This window comes from Lactococcus sp. EKM203L (assembly GCF_011800585.1).
GTDB classification, from domain to species: Bacteria; Bacillota; Bacilli; order Lactobacillales; family Streptococcaceae; genus Lactococcus; species Lactococcus lactis.
This window is the reverse complement of the sequence record NZ_JAALEQ010000001.1, coordinates 167,690-185,081: the sequence shown is the minus strand read 5'-3', so window position 1 is coordinate 185,081 and position 17,392 is coordinate 167,690. Positions and strand designations below refer to the sequence as shown.

Below are 17,392 nucleotides of genomic sequence, written 5' to 3'. Positions count from 1 at the left end.
AAATGACTTGGTATCACGAATTAGGAATAAAATATCCTCTTTTTCAAGGTGGAATGGCTTGGGCTTCTAATGCTGAATTAGTAGCTGCTGTTTCAAACAATGGAGCTTTGGGAATTATTGGTAGCGGCGGACGGACAGCAAATGAACTGAGAAGAATGATAAGAAAAACAAAAACTCTCACTTCACAGCCTTTTGGCGTTAATTTAATGTTACTCGATAAAAATATCAAGCAACTTTTAGAAGTGATTTGTGAAGAAAAAATATCAGTAGTGACAACTGGTGCAGGGAGTCCTAAAGAAATTATTGATACTATAATTGCTAATAATATCAAACTTTTCCCTGTGGTTCCCAATAAAGAAATTGCCCTAAAAATGTTAAAACTTCCTATCTCCGGAATCATTGTAGAAGGAAATGAAGCAGGAGGTCACGTGGGGATCCAAAACTTGGCGTCACTTCTCAAAGAAATTGCTCCAATCTGTCCCTTACCGCTCATCGCTGCTGGTGGAATTTATAATCACCATACTGCTTCTTTGGCTAATATTTTAGGTGCAAATGGAGTACAAGTTGGCACCGCCTTTTTATTGGCAAAAGAATGTCAAATTTCACCAATTTACCAAGAATTAATCTGCAAAGGTGAAGAAAATGGAACAAGTTTAATCTCAGATAAGAATGGCCATCTGACCAGACTATTAAATATCTCATCAGAATATCCTTTAAATAAATCATTGAAAGCCGCAGTAGAAAAAGGTGATTTAATCAATGGTGCATTTATGGCTGGTAGCTCTTCTGCTTATCTTGAAAAAATTGAGCCTGTTGAAAATATTATTCAACGAATTATGAAAAAATAAAATTTAGATTAATCCTCTTTATTATTTAAAGTGATTCTATCAGAGTTTTCATTGTACCTATTTTCTCTAATATCACAAACTAAGTAAGATATAAATCATAAAAAAATACTCCCCAAAATCAAGGGAGCAGTTTTTTTATTTTACCCGATAGAACCCTCCATTTAAAAATGGAATTTCTTAATCTCATAATATGACCCGAAACGTTGATACATTAGCATAAATAAGTTTAGAACATTTTCAAAAAAATGTCATATTCACATAGAAGTTTAAGACTTATGCCCCTTTTTTGCCCCTTTTTATTTATGGTCCTTCTAAACCTTATTGTAATTTCTTATTTGTTATAGTATCAATCTTCAACAGGATAGTTCTAATGCTACTACTTTTATACTTAAAAAAACGTTATATAGCTATATATCAAACATTCTTCTTTCACAAATAATCTTTTATATGATTATAGTCAACAGGCGCTAAGTACCATCTTTGTATTTTTTCATTAACATCATTGGAATGGCTATGAAATTCTTTAAACCCTTCATCAAACAGTCCTAAATAAATATCTTTGGATATTTGATTCCCAACATAATCATTAAATGTTATTTGAAATTTAAAACCTCTAAAATATTCAGAAGTTGATTTATTTTCGCCTAAACTAACGCCAATTCCATTAGGTGTATTTTCTCTTCGACTCCTCTGATTTAAAATGAATAATAAATATTGAATATATAATTCTTCTCTAGAGGAAAGTTTCAGCAAAAAACTTTCCCCAGAGATTATTGGACCTATACGATATCGCCGACTATCATGAGAAAATACTACTTCTTTTTTATGATCATTGTAGATGATATTATATTTAATTCTGTTTGTATCAATATATTTAGCATAAATTTGTGTAAAACCATGAAATATTAATGGTGAGTTAAGACCATCTTTTTCCCAACTTTTTATTATTTTATCAAAAGCTGGGAATGTAACTTTGATTTCTACTTCTGAAACTGGAGTTTTTCCCACATTAATAATAGGTATGCTTACTCCAGAACTCATAAAGGGATTAACTTTAATAGAACTATCAGTATCAAAATAATATCCAATTTCATCCTTTGAAAATTCAGGATAGAAGCTCCCTAGAGATATTCTTCCTTCATTTTCTTTTTTTGTTCTTTGGTTATCAAAATATCTTTGCAAAAAAAGAACTACAAAAGAAGTAATAACTGCTAAAGCCGTCGCTATACTTCCGACCATACTCCAAGTCAAGTTCCAATCAATATTACCCATAAACTCATTATTCCTCCAAATTGTATCATATTTTGTTAGTATACCATAATGTATCCAAATATTTTTGAACAATAATAAAGATTAATTGGTTAACTGAAGTATTTCGATTTTCAAAATACGGAAAACAAAAAACACCCGCCGAAGCGGGTTAATTTTATAGTTTATTCGCATTCAATCGACGTTGTAGTTCTCTGATAGAATCAGAAACTTTACTAATTGTTCCGTCTTGTGTTGTTCCGAGATGTTTTTGTAGTGCTTTAATCGTAGCTTGACCAAATAGTCCGTCTTGCTTAATTCCTAAGAAACTTTGCAATGCTTTTACTACGTTTGAGCCTGTCAGTGATGAATCAAACTGTGCCGCATAAATATTTTGATTAAAGGTTTGTTTATATTGGTGACTGATTACTCCGTCTTTCCCGGCTGTATCAAAGTATTCTTGCAATCGTTTAGCTGTCGCATTACCAAATTGTCCATCAACGTTTAATGTAACCATTTGAGGTTTACTGTCAGTATTTGCTGAACCTGAGCCAATAATTCGATAAAAGTGATGTGGCAAGCGAGTACTCATATATGCATCATTCGTATCAACCGCAATTCCGTTGTGAGTGTAAGAACAGTGGATGAATGAGCCATTGCTTAGGAAAATACCCGTGTGTCCGTCAGAGCCAGCAGAACCACCAGGAGTGCCTGAGATAAAAATATCACCACGTCGTACTTCTCCTCGACTAATTTCTTTCAGTTTTGAACCAGACATCCCAAACAAGGTTTCAGTATTTCCTATTGAACCAGCTGACAGAAAGCCACCGGCAATCATTGAAAAGAACACTGACGAGCTGCAATCATAACTTTTTGGACCCATTCGTGAAGTCATTGAATAGGTAACTTTACCTTTTCGTGCTTGCATCCAAGCAATCATATTTTCAATACTTGGCATTATTCGCCTCCTTCTGTGAATTCGTGGTCAGAATCAGATGCCTTAACTACTTGAACACTATCTCCATTTTTTAAACTTTTAGTAAGTTCAGTTCCTTTTTTAGCTGCATGAGTGAAGTCATTATTCTTCCACCAAGCCCAAAGTGCAAAAACTGTTGTAATTACAGTGCTAACAGTATTATCATCAAGTGGCAATGGATTAATACCCAATGCTGTTAAAATTTGGTTAATGATAGCTAACCAAAGCAAAACTGTACGTGTGAGTGTTCCTTTGTCAATTGTTTTCATGTTCTTTCTCCTTTTTATACTTTTCGTAAATTTCGTGAGCATAATGATTGCCCCCTAACGCTGTATATTCATCAAAAATACCACTGACAATTTGTAAGCCATAATCATGGTTAATTGCTTCTCCAAGCTCAACACGCTTAATGACTACTAAAAGTATTCTTAATTGCTCCTCCTGTTTTTTGGTCATTTTTCGATACATCCATCCAAAAATACCAGAAATTATAAGAAGAGCGGCCCAATTATCAATAACAAGCTTGAAAAAAAGCCACCCTTCATATACTAATGCATCCATACCCCCTGCTTTCTAATAATTGATACTCCAATGCAGTGCCTGTAATCATATTAGTAGTAATGTTGTTTGATTACACCAGCCATATACTGCGCCATTGTTCTCATTTTTCTTTGTTTAATAACTATTTTTAATTTTACCTGCAATACATTCAGCGATACGCTTTCCGCCTTCGTCTGATGGATGCAAACCGTCAATCATCATCGTTGAATAGTTGTTAATTCCAACACCGCTCTCATGATACATATCTTTAAAAGGTACTTTTTGTGTTTTTGAAACTTCAATAGTTGCGTCTATATATTCTTTAAGATATTTCCCTAAACCATTTGTGTTATAGTCAGCGTCTTTATTGTCTCCTAACGAGTTTCTTTGTCGCCACATCGGGCTCAAAACAATAATTTTTAATCGTGGAAAATTATATTGCAAAATAGACAATGCTTTTTTATACGTATCTTGATAATTTTCTAGTGTATATCCTAGCCCATAATCGTTTGTGCCATAAAATAAGGTTAAATATTCTAAGTTTTTGAAGTCTACTGCTTTTAAATTCGTTAAAGCTGTATCGTAGCCTTGAGTGTTCGCTGCTACAGCGTCTTGTGCTGCCCATTTTGTGGCATCATCACTAACTTTGACAATTTCATGAACTAAGTTAATAAACGAAAATGGTTTGTAGTCAGCTTCATCTCTGTCACATACAGTAGTTCCACCAAAACCTGTGACTTTAATTTTTGGAATACCTAACAGTTTTGATAACGGGCTTTGATATTTGTCATTCTGTGTAATACTATCCCCCATACAGCAAATAGAGGTTACTTCTCGAGGTGTAGTTGTCTTCCATGGAGACTGAATATTACTTTTCATATCCATGTATCTGAAATATTGTACTTGTGCATCATATCCACTGTACATCGTTTGGATTACCCAGCGATAAGGGTCATATTTTCCGCCAAACGGTTTTACCACTAAATACCCTGCCCCATCTGCCGCTGGGAATTGTGACGGTCTGTTATATGCATCGGTTACAACGTAATTACCTTCTTTAAAAATATTATTTAAGTTATAGTTTTTATCTAACACATCAAACGCGGTCAAAGGTGTTTCAGACATTTCCGCATGGTTCATTGCTCCAAAATTACCAAATGCTTTCCATGAAGACGTTGACCCTTCATTATACACCAATCGTTCAAAACTTTGGGTGGGGTTTGAATATAAAATAGTTCGTTGTAAACTCCACGCATTACGGGTGTTGGTATCTCCAAATTGTTGATTGATTAAGAAAAAGGTATCTGAATCTCCATAAGAGGAAGGTCTATTTTTTGCACCAGCCCCCATAAAATGACCCTCTTTTCTAAAACCATTCAAGTCAATAGCACTTGTTAATTTTGTTGTATCGGTCATAAATCCATCATTCAAATTGTCCGCATTAATTGTGGTGAAACTTGCATTTTTTACCCAACTAATTGCATTTGAACCTTTAATTAGTATGCGACTATAACTAATATCTTGATTAATAAATGAATAAAAAGTCTGTAGAACCCACGAATTTGGGTTGTTTTTATCACCAAAAGGTTCAACAACTAAGAACCCACTTGCTGTCCCGACGTCAGAAGGTTTGTTAGTAGCTGTTGTTACAACATAGCGTCCTTCCTCAAAAACAGTATTCAAATCATAATTACTGTCTAGATATTTCTCATTTGTTTGAGAATATTTATTTGTTTTCGCTCGTGTGATTGCATTGTCGGCGACAGTGCTAGTAGTGACTGAATTATCTCCGACAACAGCTACCTTATCACCTGAAATATTTTTCTTTGCTTCTTGTGATAAGTTCGCCCACGAAACTTGTTCGTTACCACCTTTATCAACTTTACTAGCCAAGCCTTGTGCCACTTCATTTTTATCCGCTTTCGTACTATCCAAAAAGACGATTTCAGTTGTTGCGGAGTCAATTTTACTGATTAGACTTGTGAAGTCTTTATTGCCGATTATTTGTTCAATCTCACGTTGAATTTCTGATAGTTCATAAATGTAATTCCCTTGCGGAATACATTCCTTCCATCCGCCAATAACCGAGTATTGAAAATTCTTCGTGCTATCAATTATTTTCTCCCCATTTTCAAATGAAAACCAAGCGGTAACTTGAGCAACCTCTTGCAAAAAGCTATCCGCAACGATGTAATTGAGCTTAGAATTGACATAGTCTACATCGGTGACTTTGTCTCTGATAACATTTCCATTTGGTAAAACGGCATTAAAAAACACAGACAAGCGGTCAAAGTTAAAGAGTTGACCATTTGCTGTGATTGTAGCTTGGATTGATTGTGAAGCGACATCTCCCTGTCGTAACTTAATGAGTCCAACATAGTTATTAGGCTCTGTAGTACTCAAAGTAACTGAGTAATCACTCATATTTATTCTCCTGTTTTCTAAAATTTGATATAATCCCTTGGATTCTTAAAGTGAGCGTTTGATGATGGCCAATATTCATCCATGAATTGGAAGTGCAAATGTGGTCCAGTGACCGGACCAGTCGCTCCCATAAGTCCAATTTGTTGGCCCTTTTTAACATTTTGACCCACAGAAACATCGATTCTGCTTTGATGTGCGTACCCTGTATAAAGTCCATCCGCATGCTTGATGACCGTGTAATTTCCATACCAGTCATAATAATTACTTCCCGCTTGGACCACTTGACCATCGCCTGAAGCTAAGATTGGAGTTGTTGGATTGCCATTAACCAAGTCTATAGCATTGTGAAATTCTTGCGCTCCGGTGATTGGACTCGTTCTCCATCCCATTTCACTTGTTACGGTAATAGGACTTGCAATCGGGGCAATATAGCTTCCTCCGCTTGGAATTTCAAGATTAACAAATTTGTTGAACCATTCTTGCGCCCAAGTGCTACGTTCTGGATGCGGAACCAATGGACGTTCAAAGTTCGATACAAATGCTTGTGTAGCTGTGTTAATATCCGTTAATGTCATGAATTGAGTCCAAGAATAAGGATAAGAACTTGTCGCAATCCATTGGCCATTTGGTGCATGCCACATCAAGAGCTTGAATTGGGCTGTGATTGTGTCAGGATTGTCAGTCACTCCTGCTCTCGTCATAAGGTTAATCATATAAACACGACCAGAGCTAGCGCCCGAACTATCTGTCCATTGCCAAACTCCATAACCGAAACCAGGACGTCCGCCACTTTCATCAGCGGTTGGGTTAGCATCAGATTCACCTTGTGCATTTCCGAGTAAAGCAGCGGCCGCTTGTTTAGAGAAACCAGCTCCAATCGCCATTGCCCAGATTTGCCAGTAACGTTTATCACGATCACTTGTTACCTCTGGTGGATATTGGCCATTCCAACCACCTCCACCACCAGAGTTTCCTCCACCGTTGGTATCGATTTTCACATCATTAACATAAAAGTTACCCTTAACTTTAACATCTCCATAAAGATTTAACTTCCGATTATCTGCTGTACTATCTTTAGGAATTTCTAAAACATTTAAAAATGCACCATTACTTCCCATCGAAGAGAGTGCAAAAGAGTAACCTTGATTTTGGATTGCATTAATCCCTTGGAGTTGTCCACCGACATAAGTTGGAGCAAATGCGAACATTTCTTTTTCAGAAGAACCATCTTTTTTTATAAAACGAATTTTTCCGTCATATAATTCAATGATAAAATCATTATTAACTGAACGAATTTTAATACCAGATAAAACACCAGCTGTTATAAAATCAGCTACAATTGCTCCATCTCGTGTCATAGCTAAACCATATTTCCCGTTGATTCCTGTGCTTGAATACCCAAGCCCATCAACGTTCCATTGCCAGACTTTTTTAGCATCTGCAGCATTTGGTTTATCCATGATTAAAATTCTTCTTGGAGCATCTTTAGGGTCTAAAAGAACATATCCTCCTTTATTTCCTGTAATCCATTGAGAAGCATTGTTTACGGCATTAATGAGTTCATCTGATTTAGTTTCAATTTTTTTGTTAACTGAATTAACTTGGGTTTCTATTGATGAGGTATACATCTCTAAATCATTCCCAAGTACGACAGACTTATACTTTGCGAGTGTTGGATACCAAGTATATTCGATCATTCGCTCTTGGACTTGAATGTCTAAGTTTTTGAGTGAGATATAAGCGGTATCTCCAAATTTAAGACTAGCTACCTTTTGATAAATTTTTTGATATTCTAACGTATTTTCTAAAACCGCCATATCCACTTCATGAGTCACTTTGGGTTCATGAATGCGATCATTATCAAATAATGTTTGACCCCATTTTTTGAGGTCTTCCACAGTTTTGCATTCACTATTCTCTCGTTTAGCAATCTGAACATTTTCTTCTGTTACACCAGAAACACTCAAGTATCCAAAAGTCACAGGATCTTGCTCAACATTGTAATCAGTATCATCAGGAACACCACCGACAAGAAAAAGACGGTTAACTATTGCTGAGTCGTCCACCGTTTCTTCTATTGAAGCCAAATTTTTACCAAAATCAATCCTAAATCCATTATCCTCTCCAATTCTTTCTTTTAAAGTCAAGGTATAATTGTCCATATCAAGTTCAGCATCACATACACCAGCTAAGTTCTGATTACCATTATTACTTCCAATTATGGCATCAATTGGATTCACTTGTTTTGCTGTAAATTGATGGTAACTTGCAACATCTGACTCGTAAAGAAAAGGTTGATCTAAAACAAGATTGGATTTCAAAGCATTCATGATCTGTTTCCCGTTCCCATTTGTCACATTTGCTTCAGGAATAAAGTTGCGATTTGCTTCATAGCCGATATGGAGAGCAGTAATTGAAATTCCATTAAGATTTTTCTTAACCGACTTAATTCTAAAATATTGATAAGTTCCATTTTCGGTAAATGCTTTGATATATTTTTCTTTTTTTATTTTTTTGACATTATTACCATTCAAAAGATAGTTACCATAAAATGAAAAAGAGTTATTTAAGCTTCTTGTAATTTCAGGTAAATCTTTCCAATCAATAATTGGAATCCCATTTTCTTCAAGTTTTTCTGGCATTTTGTCATACAGATAAATTTTTCTTATCATAACCATGAACTCCTCATTGATACTGTTGCTTCAATAAAATTATTAGAAAACGAAATTTCATTTTCCCCAGGGACAATCTCTGGCCATTCGCCTATCGAGCGAACCATTTTATTTAGTTGGTTAATTTCTCCTTTTTCACAGTCAATAATTACCCAATCTTTTGATAGATTTAGAAGTTTAATTATTGTCCCATTTAGATTAACTTCCAAATCTCCTTCATTCGTTGCAATTTCAATAATTGGAAAAGAATTCACAGATCCAGGATTAAAAAAAGTGCTTGTAGGTTCCTTAATAACAAGCTTTTTTTCATTAACTTTTCTTTTGAAAGGCTGGCATCTAAAAGTCAGTTCAAACTTATAAAAAATCCCCCACTCATTTTCAAATTCCAAAGGGCTTGAAAACTTAGGAGTAGCTTCAATATATTTATCATAATCATTGTGCGAAATCAGTTGACCACTACCTGACAGCCACCTTTTAACTTCCTCTAAGTTTCCATATGGAATTGAAATATCTCCAATAGGTAAATCATAAGCTTCATAATCTCCGTACCACTCAGTAAGCGTTCCACTTCGACCAAGAATTGTTATTTCTTCAATATTAGGTTGTGCTTTAATATCTGGAATTTCCGATTCAATAACACACCCAAAATCTATCACAGCATTAATTCCTTTAAATATAAAATTTGGCTCATCAGAATTAAAAAAATCCGTCATCCTGGAACACCTCCTCTTCCCACAATTGCCTGAACAGAGGCTTGCTTCATCTTACGATTTAATCGAGAGAGTTCACTTGGATTATTTGCATCAATTTGGCCAAAATGATTATGTTGTTCAATGGTCACATTATTATCAAGCTTACCGCTAATCCCTTTTCTCTTTTCATCAGCTGAAAGAGGGGTGACAGTAGTTTTACCATTACTTGTTGATAACAGTTCTGGTCCAGCTTCACCAACGATAGCTTGACCATTAAGTAGATGTCCACCAGTTGCAAGATAAGGGATTTTACCGATACTAAAGGATTTCCCACCAACACCAGGAACCCATTTGGGAATTTTGATATTATCTAATCCACCAATAAAACCATTAATCAAGCCAATCATTTCATTTATTGGAGCTTTTGCAAAAGCCGCAATTCCATCAAATATACCACCAAATATCTCTGTTACTCCTTTCCAAGCTCTCTCCCAATCGCCTGAGAAAATACCTGTTACAAAATCAATTAAACCATTGAGAATACGTTTACCAGCTTCAAAGAAGTTAGTGAAATTTTGTTCTATTCCTCCAAAAACATTGCCTAAAAAGCCCGAAATGAAATTAAAGCCTTGAACAAATATATCTTTGACTCCACCCACAAAAGCGTTAACGCCATCTCTGAACCATTTGACTTTCTGATAAGCTAAAACGAATGTAGCAATAAGCAGTGCAATACCTGCTATTATCAGAACAAAAGGATTAGTAAGCATTGTAGCCTTTAAGATACCAAATATTGTGTTTAATGACTTTACACCTTGATAGATCTTAGTAACTGAACCCATTAAGGTACCTAAAATAACTAATGCTGGTCCAACTGCTGCTGCAATACCCGCAATTATCATAATCCAGTTTTTAGTACCTTGACTTAGTGAATCCCACCAAGTTTTAAATGATTTTAATGCAGAAATAGCTGATTGAAAAAATGGTAAAAGACTAACTTGTACACTTTCTCCAACACCCGCAAGAGCTAGCTTAGCGTTGTTCATTGCTTGATTTGCTTGGTCTATTGGATCTAATGTTGCATCAAATGTTTTTCCAACTGTCCCACCACTACTATCTGCTGCTTTGGCTAAATCTCCTAAATCTAAAGCTCCTCTTCGAATAGCATCTGCCATTCGTGGTCCACCTTTTGTTCCAAAAATTTCAGCTGCGGCATTAATTGCTTCTGTCTCTGAACCAGCATTTTTTATTTTATCTTGGAGTTCTCCCAAACCTTGGCTGAGTGTCTTTCCATCTTTAGCATATGCAGCAGTTGCTTTTGATAAACTACTTAATGCTGCCCCCGAATCAACACCAGATTGTTCAAATTTCCCCATCAGGGTCACACCTTCACCAAAGCTCAACCCTAGTTGTTTAATTTGTGGTGCTCCATCTATTGCTTTTTGCATTAAGTCATCTACCGATTGCCCAGTGTCTTGGGATGTTTTTGTAGTCACATCCAAAACACTATTTAAATCAGTATATTTAAGTCCATAGGCTTCAATTGCTTGACGAGCTGAGATTGCAGATTGAGAAACATCTGTATCATTGATTTCAGCATATTGAAGTAGATAATTTGTCGAGTCTTCAAGCTGCTTATCCATAAAACCAAATTGAGTATTGACTTCTCCTATGGCCTCCCCAACTGTTTGGAGTGGTAAATGAGTGTTAGAACCGACATTTTCAAAAGATTGTGCTAATTGATCAGCTTTGTCTCCAGTTGCACCAGTTTTTGTGGTAATTGTATCCAATGCCTCATCTACTTCGCTAAAAGCAGCTAACCCTGCGGCTCCTGCAGCAACTATTGGAGCGGTTACTCCAATAGACATTTTCTCACCAACACCTTTTATTTTTTCACCAGATTCTTCAATTTTTTGCAATTTTTTTGCCGTATCAATTGATACATCACCTTGCTCTTTTATTGCATCGTTCGTTTGATCAAGGGCATTCCTTAACTTATTTTCGCCAGTCTCAGAATCTTGAAGTTGCTTATAAAGTTTTTTTGATTGCTCAGAATATGCCCCAGTTTCTTTCACTGACTGTTCATATTCTTCTCGCAACATTTGAGAGCGTTTCTCAGCACCTTCCAATTGAATTTCAAGTTTTTTCTTAGCTGCAGTAAGTTTCTCAGTTGCAGTTGCATCATTTCCCATTGCTGAAATCTGATTTTTGTATTCAGAAGCAGCAGTATTCATCACTTGATTAATTTCTTTTATGGTTTGTGCATATTGAACTTGACCATCCATTTTAAAATTTAATACAACATCTGATTCTTTTTTTGACATTTCTACTGCTCCTTTCTACCAATATGGAGATTGATCAAGTGTGATTGACTCTATCTCTTTAAAATCTGTGTTTGTTTCTAACCATTGAATATAACTTTTAAGCCACAAGTTAGGTGTTGATTTCAAAAAGAAATTAACATCCCATCCAAGCAATGTAACCGAAACATATAAATAAAAATCCCAAGGTGTACCTAATTCTTGGGATTGTTTTTTTGATTTCGATTGTTTTTTCTTTTCATTTTCTGAAAGTCTTGTGGCTTCTTCGATTTTTTTAAGTCATCCACCTGAAATGTATTTTTTGAAAATACTTCCATACACGTAGTAAATACTTTAACAGTTTCATTTCTAAAACCTAACCAAGTAAACACATCTTTAGGGGAATCTTCCAAACCTCCAGCAGCAAGCATTCCATAAACTAATGATTTTACAATTTTCCAATCGCTTGATTTGATTGTACCAACAGATAACTTTCCTTTAGAACGTTGTAAGAAGTCATTTAAATCTGACTCGAATTTCTGATAATCTTCTTGATAAACGATTCCAATATATTCAAGTGCTTCATGGGACAAGACTACAGGGAAATCGTGTCCATCAATATGAACTGTCGCCCTGTTAGATAGTCGTTCAACTTGAATTCCATAATCGGCTAATCTTGCCATTATTCGCCACCTCCTGCTCCACCTGATTGAGCTGCCACAATCTCTGCCCATTGCGTTTCATCAAAAATAGGTTCTGAAATAAATTTGTCGACAGAAACCCCAAGAGCACTATCTCTATTTGAATCAAAGCTTGAATACATTACTCCATTATTCAAAAGACCTGTTGCGACAAGATTTGCTGTTACATCGTCAATTTTAGTTTCCTCTTCTGCTGTTGCGTATTCCTCATCAACAACAATTGAAAGTTGGGTTTTAGGGTACCAAACCGCTTTTTTCCCTCCGCCTTCAACATTACCAATAAATCCAAATGCAAAATATGGAAGTTCGCGAGCGTTATTTTTCCCAAATGTGACTCCATTTTTAGCGATTAAGCCTTTAATTTGGTCCATTAATTCGATAGGTATTCCTACATGATCTAAACCTAACTCATGTTTAGTTTCTCGTGATACACGGCGGAACATCTTACTAGATGCCCACTTTTCAAGTTCTGAACCATTTCCTTTTACTTTTAATTTAGTCGCAATAGGCAAGCGAACAATTTCACCATATTGCGGTGCGGTAGAGACTGTATCTTTTTTTGTCATCATGGCGATTAGAATATCATCTAACCCTTCAAAATAAAACACATCAGTAGTTCCCATTTTAGTTACCTTCCAATTTCTTTAATAATTTTTGAGTCATAATATCCTCAATATTTGATTTTTGTTGCTGCCAAGTCCCCTCAACAAAATGTGCTGCTTTAATTTTTTTAGTTCCGTTTTCAATAAATCTCCAATAAAACGAAGTCCCTTCAAAAGAGACAGTTACTTTATCTTCCGAAACTTCTATTAGAATATGATCACGCATGTGTTCTTTTTTCATCAATGATTTAGGAATTACTGGAACTAGTTTTTCAACAAAATATTCAGCGGCATCATTAAGTGATTCTAGCGTTATTTCAACTGGATCAACTTTCGCTAAACGGCTAGTATAATCTGCCATTTCTTGAAACCCGTTATTATTGTTCACTATCTTCCACCACCCTTACTTGAGTGTAGAAATTTGTAACTGTATCATCATTTTCATCTCCTTGAACTCCAAAAAAATCTGGATGTGGAATGTTAGATAATGCTTTCTCCAAAGGAATAACATCACTCTCTGTTCCTAAAGTAAATAAGGAAACCTGATACAGTGGCATTAATTTAAATAGTTTACTAGAGGCTTTTTTCTTTCCAATAGATATATTGGAATAAACGATATAAGGATAATCAGTATTATTCGGAGCCTGGTCACGATAGACACGAGGATTAACTGATTTTAAAATAGTTTTTAATTCATTTAAATTAATTGACATATGATAAACTCAACTCCATTTCTCGTGTATCAACGTTCGTATAAATTCTTTCGATATTATAATCAATCGAATCTATTTGAATACCCGAGTTTTTTTCTGTGATACCTTTATCCCACCTTACTTTTATTCTACGAACGACTTCTGTTTTATCTTGCTTAGATAAAAACTTTTCCTGAGCGGTTATCCCAATATCCTGATAAAAAATATCACGTTTCTTTTTTCTAATGGTTTGTGGCCGATCATTCTCATCCAATTCATCATTTGAAATAGACATAAGGACTGCTTTCCATCTTGAATTATTTATCTGTTTCTTCATCTGAAAACGCCTCCTGAACAAAGAATGGAGTCAGTGCATCTAAAGCCTCACCTAATTCTTTCTCTGATACTCGATATTCAAACATGATTCCAGCAACCATAATAACTAAATATTCTTTTTCGCTTCCTGTTGCTTTTGTAACATAATCTTTAGCATTATCAATATAAAAAGAAAGAAGGGAATTGTCCATTCCCTCCTCAAATCGTAGATGAGACTTTAGTTTTTCAACTAAGTCCGGTTCTTCCATTAATGAGTCCCTCCAGTAGATGCGCTAAGTTCATATCGGTAAACAGTTGGCTCAAATGGTGAGTAAATCAATTGGCCGTCAAGCAAGTTGTAAATTTGGAATCCAACTCGATTCGTTCCTGAATATTTCTCAACGAGTTTCTGCATGGTCATTGCACCAATAACATCTTGAATATGGAATGATGAGAAATCTCCAAAATAAAGTACTGGAACATCGGACGAAGTTGTATTATCAGCAGAGTCTGTGAACTCCATAGGATAACCAACAAGCGTGTTTCCAATTCCACCTTCTGCTTGTGTCATTGGACGAAGGAGCGGGAACCCGTCAGTAGTTTTCATTTTCTCAACAAGAGTCAACGCTGCACGGTTGATGATCCAACGCCCTTTTTTCATCACTTCAGTAACTGGAGTATTTTTCATTTCAATTAATGCATCATACATTTTTTGACCAGCATCTGCAGCTTTCAAGTCAACCGCAACACTTGGTGAAAAAGCAACAGCTTTTTTCGCCAAAGCCCCAGGGTTTTCATTTCCAGAATCATTACCATTAAACATATAATTTGTTTCTTTGCGAACATAGGCTTTCTTTAGTTCGTCAATAACAATGTTCTCAATTGGTGCGCCTGACATTGCAAGAAGTTTCTTAGTAACTGTTGCAAGTGCGTCAAATTCTGCTGGATCAAGTAAGATTTCATCAAATTCAATTTCAGTCTCTGGAATCTCATCAGTTTTTCCACGCTCTTTTTTAGAAACGTTGGCAGTTGCTTTTTTAACAAGTACTGGATATTTTACATCACCTTTAGTACGAACCACTGTTCCGTATTTACGAAGAAGATTTTCTTCTTGAGCATAAGCGATTACTTCACTAGCAATAACTTCGGGAACGGTTACTGAACCATTTCCAGTTTCAATACCCAATGAACGTGCTTCTGATTCAGAAATATTTCCAACAACGAAATTTGCAAATGCTGAACGAATTTCTTTTTCCCGTGTTTTAGTTGATTTTGCATTACGAGTAGACAAGGCACTCCCGATTGCTTCTAAAACTGCTACACGTTCTTCTGGAGTAGCCGAACGATTTTCGTCAGTAGGTTCTCCTTCGTCTGGTTCACCGTCTCGAGCAGTATCATCATTTGCAGTATCACTAGAATCTGAGTTATCCCCAGCATCTGTGGTATCATCTTCCAAAGCAGCAAGTTCATCCGCAACATTTTGAAGTTCCTCTGTGATTGTTGCAATTTCATCTTGAATAGCAGTCAAATCTTCTGCACGAGTCTCAGGATTTTCAACAAGTCCTCGAAGTTCTGTAAGTCGTGATTTATTGCGGTTTTGTAATGCGAGTAGTAATTTTTTGTTCATTTATTTTTCCTCCAAGATAGAATCAATTTGTTTGATTAATTTTGTACGAGCTTCAATGCTCTTTCCAATTTCTTTGCTTCGAACAAGCGAAGCCTCAGTATCATCATAAGCTGGGATAGACACAATCGAAATTTCAAATAGTTCAACTTCTTTAATTGTTCGAAGCGCTGGTTCCACATTATAGTTCCATTCTTCGTCTGTAATAAAGAATCCAAAAGAACATTGATTGATGTCTCCACGTTCCATGCTTATTGTTAAATCGCGAGCAACAGAAGTGTCGGGCAACTCGACTTTGAAGTTTAAACCCTTTTCATCCTCTCTAAGCTCCAATGTTTGGCTCTTTGTACGCCCTAGTACGTTGTCCCAATTGTGATTGAATAAAGCCCTAATGTCTCCATTATCAGATAGTGACCTTGAGAATGCGCCAGGTTCAATGACTTCATCAAACCAACCACCAATACTAGTTTTAGAATTAAAAACAGCCGCATAACCTTCAATTGCAACTGCTTTTTCTTCTCCCTCAGCTCGTGTACTGAGTTGAGAGATATTAAAGACCCTCGTTTCCTTTTTCTTTGCTATTTTCATCACCCCCTTTCAAGGAATCATCTGTAGCTTGTTTCTCTCCAATTTTAGACAAGTCATTTGAAATATAAATGGCTTGAGTCTCTGGTGTATTTTGTTTAGGAAATCCAAGCATATCAGCCACATTATCCGGAGAAGTGATTCCTGTGCGGACGATGTTATATCCAATATTTGTTTTAGTACTATAAGGCACAAAGTCAAGAATATTAATTTTGAACTTAATTTTTTTATCCGAATTTTTTCCCAAAAAAAGAAGAGTCAAATGCTCTCCAAAGTTTTTCATAACATGCTTGACCGCCTTATTGTGTAAATACATCATTCCTTTTTCAAGGTCACTTTTCAATAAAGCAGTGTAAGTCTCAACGTTTACACCTAGGAATTTTCCTAAATCCTTTTTATAAACGTTAAGATAGGCAAGGATTTTTTCATCTTCAATTGGACTTTTCAATGTCTCAATGGAATACCCTTTCCCTAAAGGAATCATTTTTATTGTCCTTGAATCATCAATTCCTTCTAATTGATCTAGAATAGCCTTAATAAATTTTGACTGAGCAGCATTTTGAGGGTTGATATGCGCATCCAGTTTCAGCATGAACGCAAGTAATCCTCCTTTAGAGTATTTGTCCGTCAGAACCTTTTCAGCACTCATAACACCATTTAAAGTGTCTTTCCCAATATCTAAAATCCCGACACCCTTCAAGTGATTAGAACCAATATTTTTAATGTGCCTAATCATGTATGGTGGAATCTCCGTACCTCCAATTTTAAAATGTTCAACAAGTCTTTCATCTAATTCTGTATAAACATTAGAAGCTAAATGAATCTGATCTCCATCCAGCACAGGATAAACTTCTCCATTTAAAAGATAGCTATTAGCCATCAATTTGATAAATTCAAAGCCTGTCAGGTAATTGTTAGGGTTCCTCAAAGTTGTAAGGGCCTGATGATTTTTAATTTCATTCCCTTTGCTATCTTCTACAATAATATCTGCAAGGGCAATCTGATTGCTGATGTCTTGAAGTAACTCGTAAACATCACTTGAAGATAAAATGTTCTCATCGTTCGAAAAGACACCACCGTATCGAATCGATTGATTATAGGCATCTTGTACCCAGCCTCGTTTTTCTGCTCTTTTGTAAAGGTAATTAGAAAACATGTCTCTAACTCCCATAG

General features: G+C 35.8%; 18 protein-coding genes. 1 reads left to right on the top strand and 17 read right to left on the bottom strand.

Features of this window, described 5'->3' with window-relative positions; genetic code table 11:
- Positions 1–2: 2 nt before the first annotated feature.
- Positions 3–848, top strand: a complete 846-nt coding sequence (locus HFD15_RS01055; protein WP_025016989.1) for a nitronate monooxygenase family protein — start codon at positions 3–5, stop codon at positions 846–848.
- 429 nt (positions 849–1,277) lie between these two features.
- Here HFD15_RS01055 and HFD15_RS01050 read toward each other — a convergent pair whose 3' ends face one another.
- The 17 genes from HFD15_RS01050 to HFD15_RS00970 form a co-directional block, all read right to left on the bottom strand.
- Positions 1,278–2,120, bottom strand: a complete 843-nt coding sequence (locus HFD15_RS01050) for a hypothetical protein (RefSeq protein ID WP_058217256.1) — start codon at positions 2,118–2,120, stop codon at positions 1,278–1,280.
- 154 nt (positions 2,121–2,274) lie between these two features.
- The gene (locus HFD15_RS01045; protein WP_167593255.1) at positions 2,275–3,054 is read right to left on the bottom strand and encodes a peptidoglycan amidohydrolase family protein; all 780 of its coding nucleotides are present in this window, start codon (positions 3,052–3,054) and stop codon (positions 2,275–2,277) included.
- Entirely contained in the window at positions 3,054–3,341 is a 288-nt protein-coding gene (locus HFD15_RS01040; RefSeq protein ID WP_023164507.1) for a phage holin, read from the bottom strand. The genes HFD15_RS01045 and HFD15_RS01040 overlap by 1 nt, the downstream gene beginning before the upstream one ends.
- Entirely contained in the window at positions 3,328–3,633 is a 306-nt protein-coding gene (locus HFD15_RS01035) for a hypothetical protein (protein ID WP_167594985.1), read from the bottom strand. Before HFD15_RS01035 ends, HFD15_RS01040 begins: the two co-directional genes overlap by 14 nt.
- Before the next feature lie 114 nt (positions 3,634–3,747).
- A complete protein-coding gene (locus HFD15_RS01030; protein WP_167593576.1) occupies positions 3,748–6,036 on the bottom strand; it encodes an SGNH/GDSL hydrolase family protein in 2,289 nt (762 codons plus the stop codon).
- Positions 6,037–6,053: 17 nt separating this feature from the next.
- The gene (locus tag HFD15_RS01025; RefSeq protein WP_167593575.1) at positions 6,054–8,708 is read right to left on the bottom strand and encodes a phage tail tip lysozyme; all 2,655 of its coding nucleotides are present in this window, start codon (positions 8,706–8,708) and stop codon (positions 6,054–6,056) included.
- Positions 8,705–9,421: a phage tail domain-containing protein gene (locus tag HFD15_RS01020; protein WP_167593574.1), complete on the bottom strand. Its 717-nt coding sequence runs from the start codon at positions 9,419–9,421 to the stop codon at positions 8,705–8,707. The genes HFD15_RS01025 and HFD15_RS01020 overlap by 4 nt, the downstream gene beginning before the upstream one ends.
- Positions 9,418–11,724, bottom strand: coding sequence for a phage tail tape measure protein (locus HFD15_RS01015; RefSeq protein ID WP_167593573.1), 2,307 nt, complete (start codon positions 11,722–11,724; stop codon positions 9,418–9,420). Before HFD15_RS01015 ends, HFD15_RS01020 begins: the two co-directional genes overlap by 4 nt.
- Before the next feature lie 191 nt (positions 11,725–11,915).
- Positions 11,916–12,383: a hypothetical protein gene (locus HFD15_RS01010; protein WP_167593572.1), complete on the bottom strand. Its 468-nt coding sequence runs from the start codon at positions 12,381–12,383 to the stop codon at positions 11,916–11,918.
- Complete coding sequence (locus tag HFD15_RS01005; protein WP_167593571.1) at positions 12,383–13,024, bottom strand: major tail protein; 642 nt, start codon at positions 13,022–13,024, stop codon at positions 12,383–12,385. Before HFD15_RS01005 ends, HFD15_RS01010 begins: the two co-directional genes overlap by 1 nt.
- A gap of 1 nt (position 13,025) precedes the next feature.
- Positions 13,026–13,394, bottom strand: a complete 369-nt coding sequence (locus HFD15_RS01000; protein ID WP_167593578.1) for an HK97-gp10 family putative phage morphogenesis protein — start codon at positions 13,392–13,394, stop codon at positions 13,026–13,028.
- Complete coding sequence (locus tag HFD15_RS00995) at positions 13,381–13,716, bottom strand: hypothetical protein (protein ID WP_075070399.1); 336 nt, start codon at positions 13,714–13,716, stop codon at positions 13,381–13,383. The genes HFD15_RS01000 and HFD15_RS00995 overlap by 14 nt, the downstream gene beginning before the upstream one ends.
- Positions 13,706–14,032 carry a head-tail adaptor protein gene (locus HFD15_RS00990; protein WP_167593570.1) on the bottom strand — a complete coding sequence of 109 codons (327 nt, stop codon included), beginning with the start codon at positions 14,030–14,032 and terminating at the stop codon, positions 13,706–13,708. The genes HFD15_RS00995 and HFD15_RS00990 overlap by 11 nt, the downstream gene beginning before the upstream one ends.
- On the bottom strand, positions 14,013–14,279 hold the full coding sequence (locus HFD15_RS00985; RefSeq protein ID WP_167593569.1) for a head-tail connector protein: 267 nt from the start codon (positions 14,277–14,279) through the stop codon (positions 14,013–14,015). The genes HFD15_RS00990 and HFD15_RS00985 overlap by 20 nt, the downstream gene beginning before the upstream one ends.
- A complete protein-coding gene (locus tag HFD15_RS00980; protein WP_167593568.1) occupies positions 14,279–15,637 on the bottom strand; it encodes a phage major capsid protein in 1,359 nt (452 codons plus the stop codon). The genes HFD15_RS00985 and HFD15_RS00980 overlap by 1 nt, the downstream gene beginning before the upstream one ends.
- Positions 15,638–16,222: an HK97 family phage prohead protease gene (locus tag HFD15_RS00975; RefSeq protein WP_167593567.1), complete on the bottom strand. Its 585-nt coding sequence runs from the start codon at positions 16,220–16,222 to the stop codon at positions 15,638–15,640. It abuts the gene before it with no gap.
- Positions 16,185–17,390 carry a phage portal protein gene (locus tag HFD15_RS00970; protein ID WP_167593566.1) on the bottom strand — a complete coding sequence of 402 codons (1,206 nt, stop codon included), beginning with the start codon at positions 17,388–17,390 and terminating at the stop codon, positions 16,185–16,187. The genes HFD15_RS00975 and HFD15_RS00970 overlap by 38 nt, the downstream gene beginning before the upstream one ends.
- Positions 17,391–17,392 lie beyond the last annotated feature (2 nt).

What these genes read in the sequence shown, in the direction of transcription:
- HFD15_RS00995 (WP_075070399.1), bottom strand. Translation starts at nt 13,716, where the DNA reads ATGTCAATTAATTTAAATGAATTAAAAACTATTTTAAAATCAGTTAAT.
- HFD15_RS01040 (WP_023164507.1), bottom strand. Translation starts at nt 3,341, where the DNA reads ATGAAAACAATTGACAAAGGAACACTCACACGTACAGTTTTGCTTTGG.
- HFD15_RS01005 (WP_167593571.1), bottom strand. Translation starts at nt 13,024, where the DNA reads ATGGGAACTACTGATGTGTTTTATTTTGAAGGGTTAGATGATATTCTA.
- HFD15_RS01030 (WP_167593576.1), bottom strand. Translation starts at nt 6,036, where the DNA reads ATGAGTGATTACTCAGTTACTTTGAGTACTACAGAGCCTAATAACTAT.
- HFD15_RS01035 (WP_167594985.1), bottom strand. Translation starts at nt 3,633, where the DNA reads ATGGATGCATTAGTATATGAAGGGTGGCTTTTTTTCAAGCTTGTTATT.
- HFD15_RS00985 (WP_167593569.1), bottom strand. Translation starts at nt 14,279, where the DNA reads ATGGAAGAACCGGACTTAGTTGAAAAACTAAAGTCTCATCTACGATTT.
- HFD15_RS00990 (WP_167593570.1), bottom strand. Translation starts at nt 14,032, where the DNA reads ATGAAGAAACAGATAAATAATTCAAGATGGAAAGCAGTCCTTATGTCT.
- HFD15_RS01020 (WP_167593574.1), bottom strand. Translation starts at nt 9,421, where the DNA reads ATGACGGATTTTTTTAATTCTGATGAGCCAAATTTTATATTTAAAGGA.
- HFD15_RS01045 (WP_167593255.1), bottom strand. Translation starts at nt 3,054, where the DNA reads ATGCCAAGTATTGAAAATATGATTGCTTGGATGCAAGCACGAAAAGGT.
- HFD15_RS01025 (WP_167593575.1), bottom strand. Translation starts at nt 8,708, where the DNA reads ATGATAAGAAAAATTTATCTGTATGACAAAATGCCAGAAAAACTTGAA.
- HFD15_RS01015 (WP_167593573.1), bottom strand. Translation starts at nt 11,724, where the DNA reads ATGTCAAAAAAAGAATCAGATGTTGTATTAAATTTTAAAATGGATGGT.
- HFD15_RS01010 (WP_167593572.1), bottom strand. Translation starts at nt 12,383, where the DNA reads ATGGCAAGATTAGCCGATTATGGAATTCAAGTTGAACGACTATCTAAC.
- HFD15_RS00975 (WP_167593567.1), bottom strand. Translation starts at nt 16,222, where the DNA reads ATGAAAATAGCAAAGAAAAAGGAAACGAGGGTCTTTAATATCTCTCAA.
- HFD15_RS01055 (WP_025016989.1), top strand. Translation starts at nt 3, where the DNA reads ATGACTTGGTATCACGAATTAGGAATAAAATATCCTCTTTTTCAAGGT.
- HFD15_RS00980 (WP_167593568.1), bottom strand. Translation starts at nt 15,637, where the DNA reads ATGAACAAAAAATTACTACTCGCATTACAAAACCGCAATAAATCACGA.
- HFD15_RS00970 (WP_167593566.1), bottom strand. Translation starts at nt 17,390, where the DNA reads ATGGGAGTTAGAGACATGTTTTCTAATTACCTTTACAAAAGAGCAGAA.
- HFD15_RS01050 (WP_058217256.1), bottom strand. Translation starts at nt 2,120, where the DNA reads ATGGGTAATATTGATTGGAACTTGACTTGGAGTATGGTCGGAAGTATA.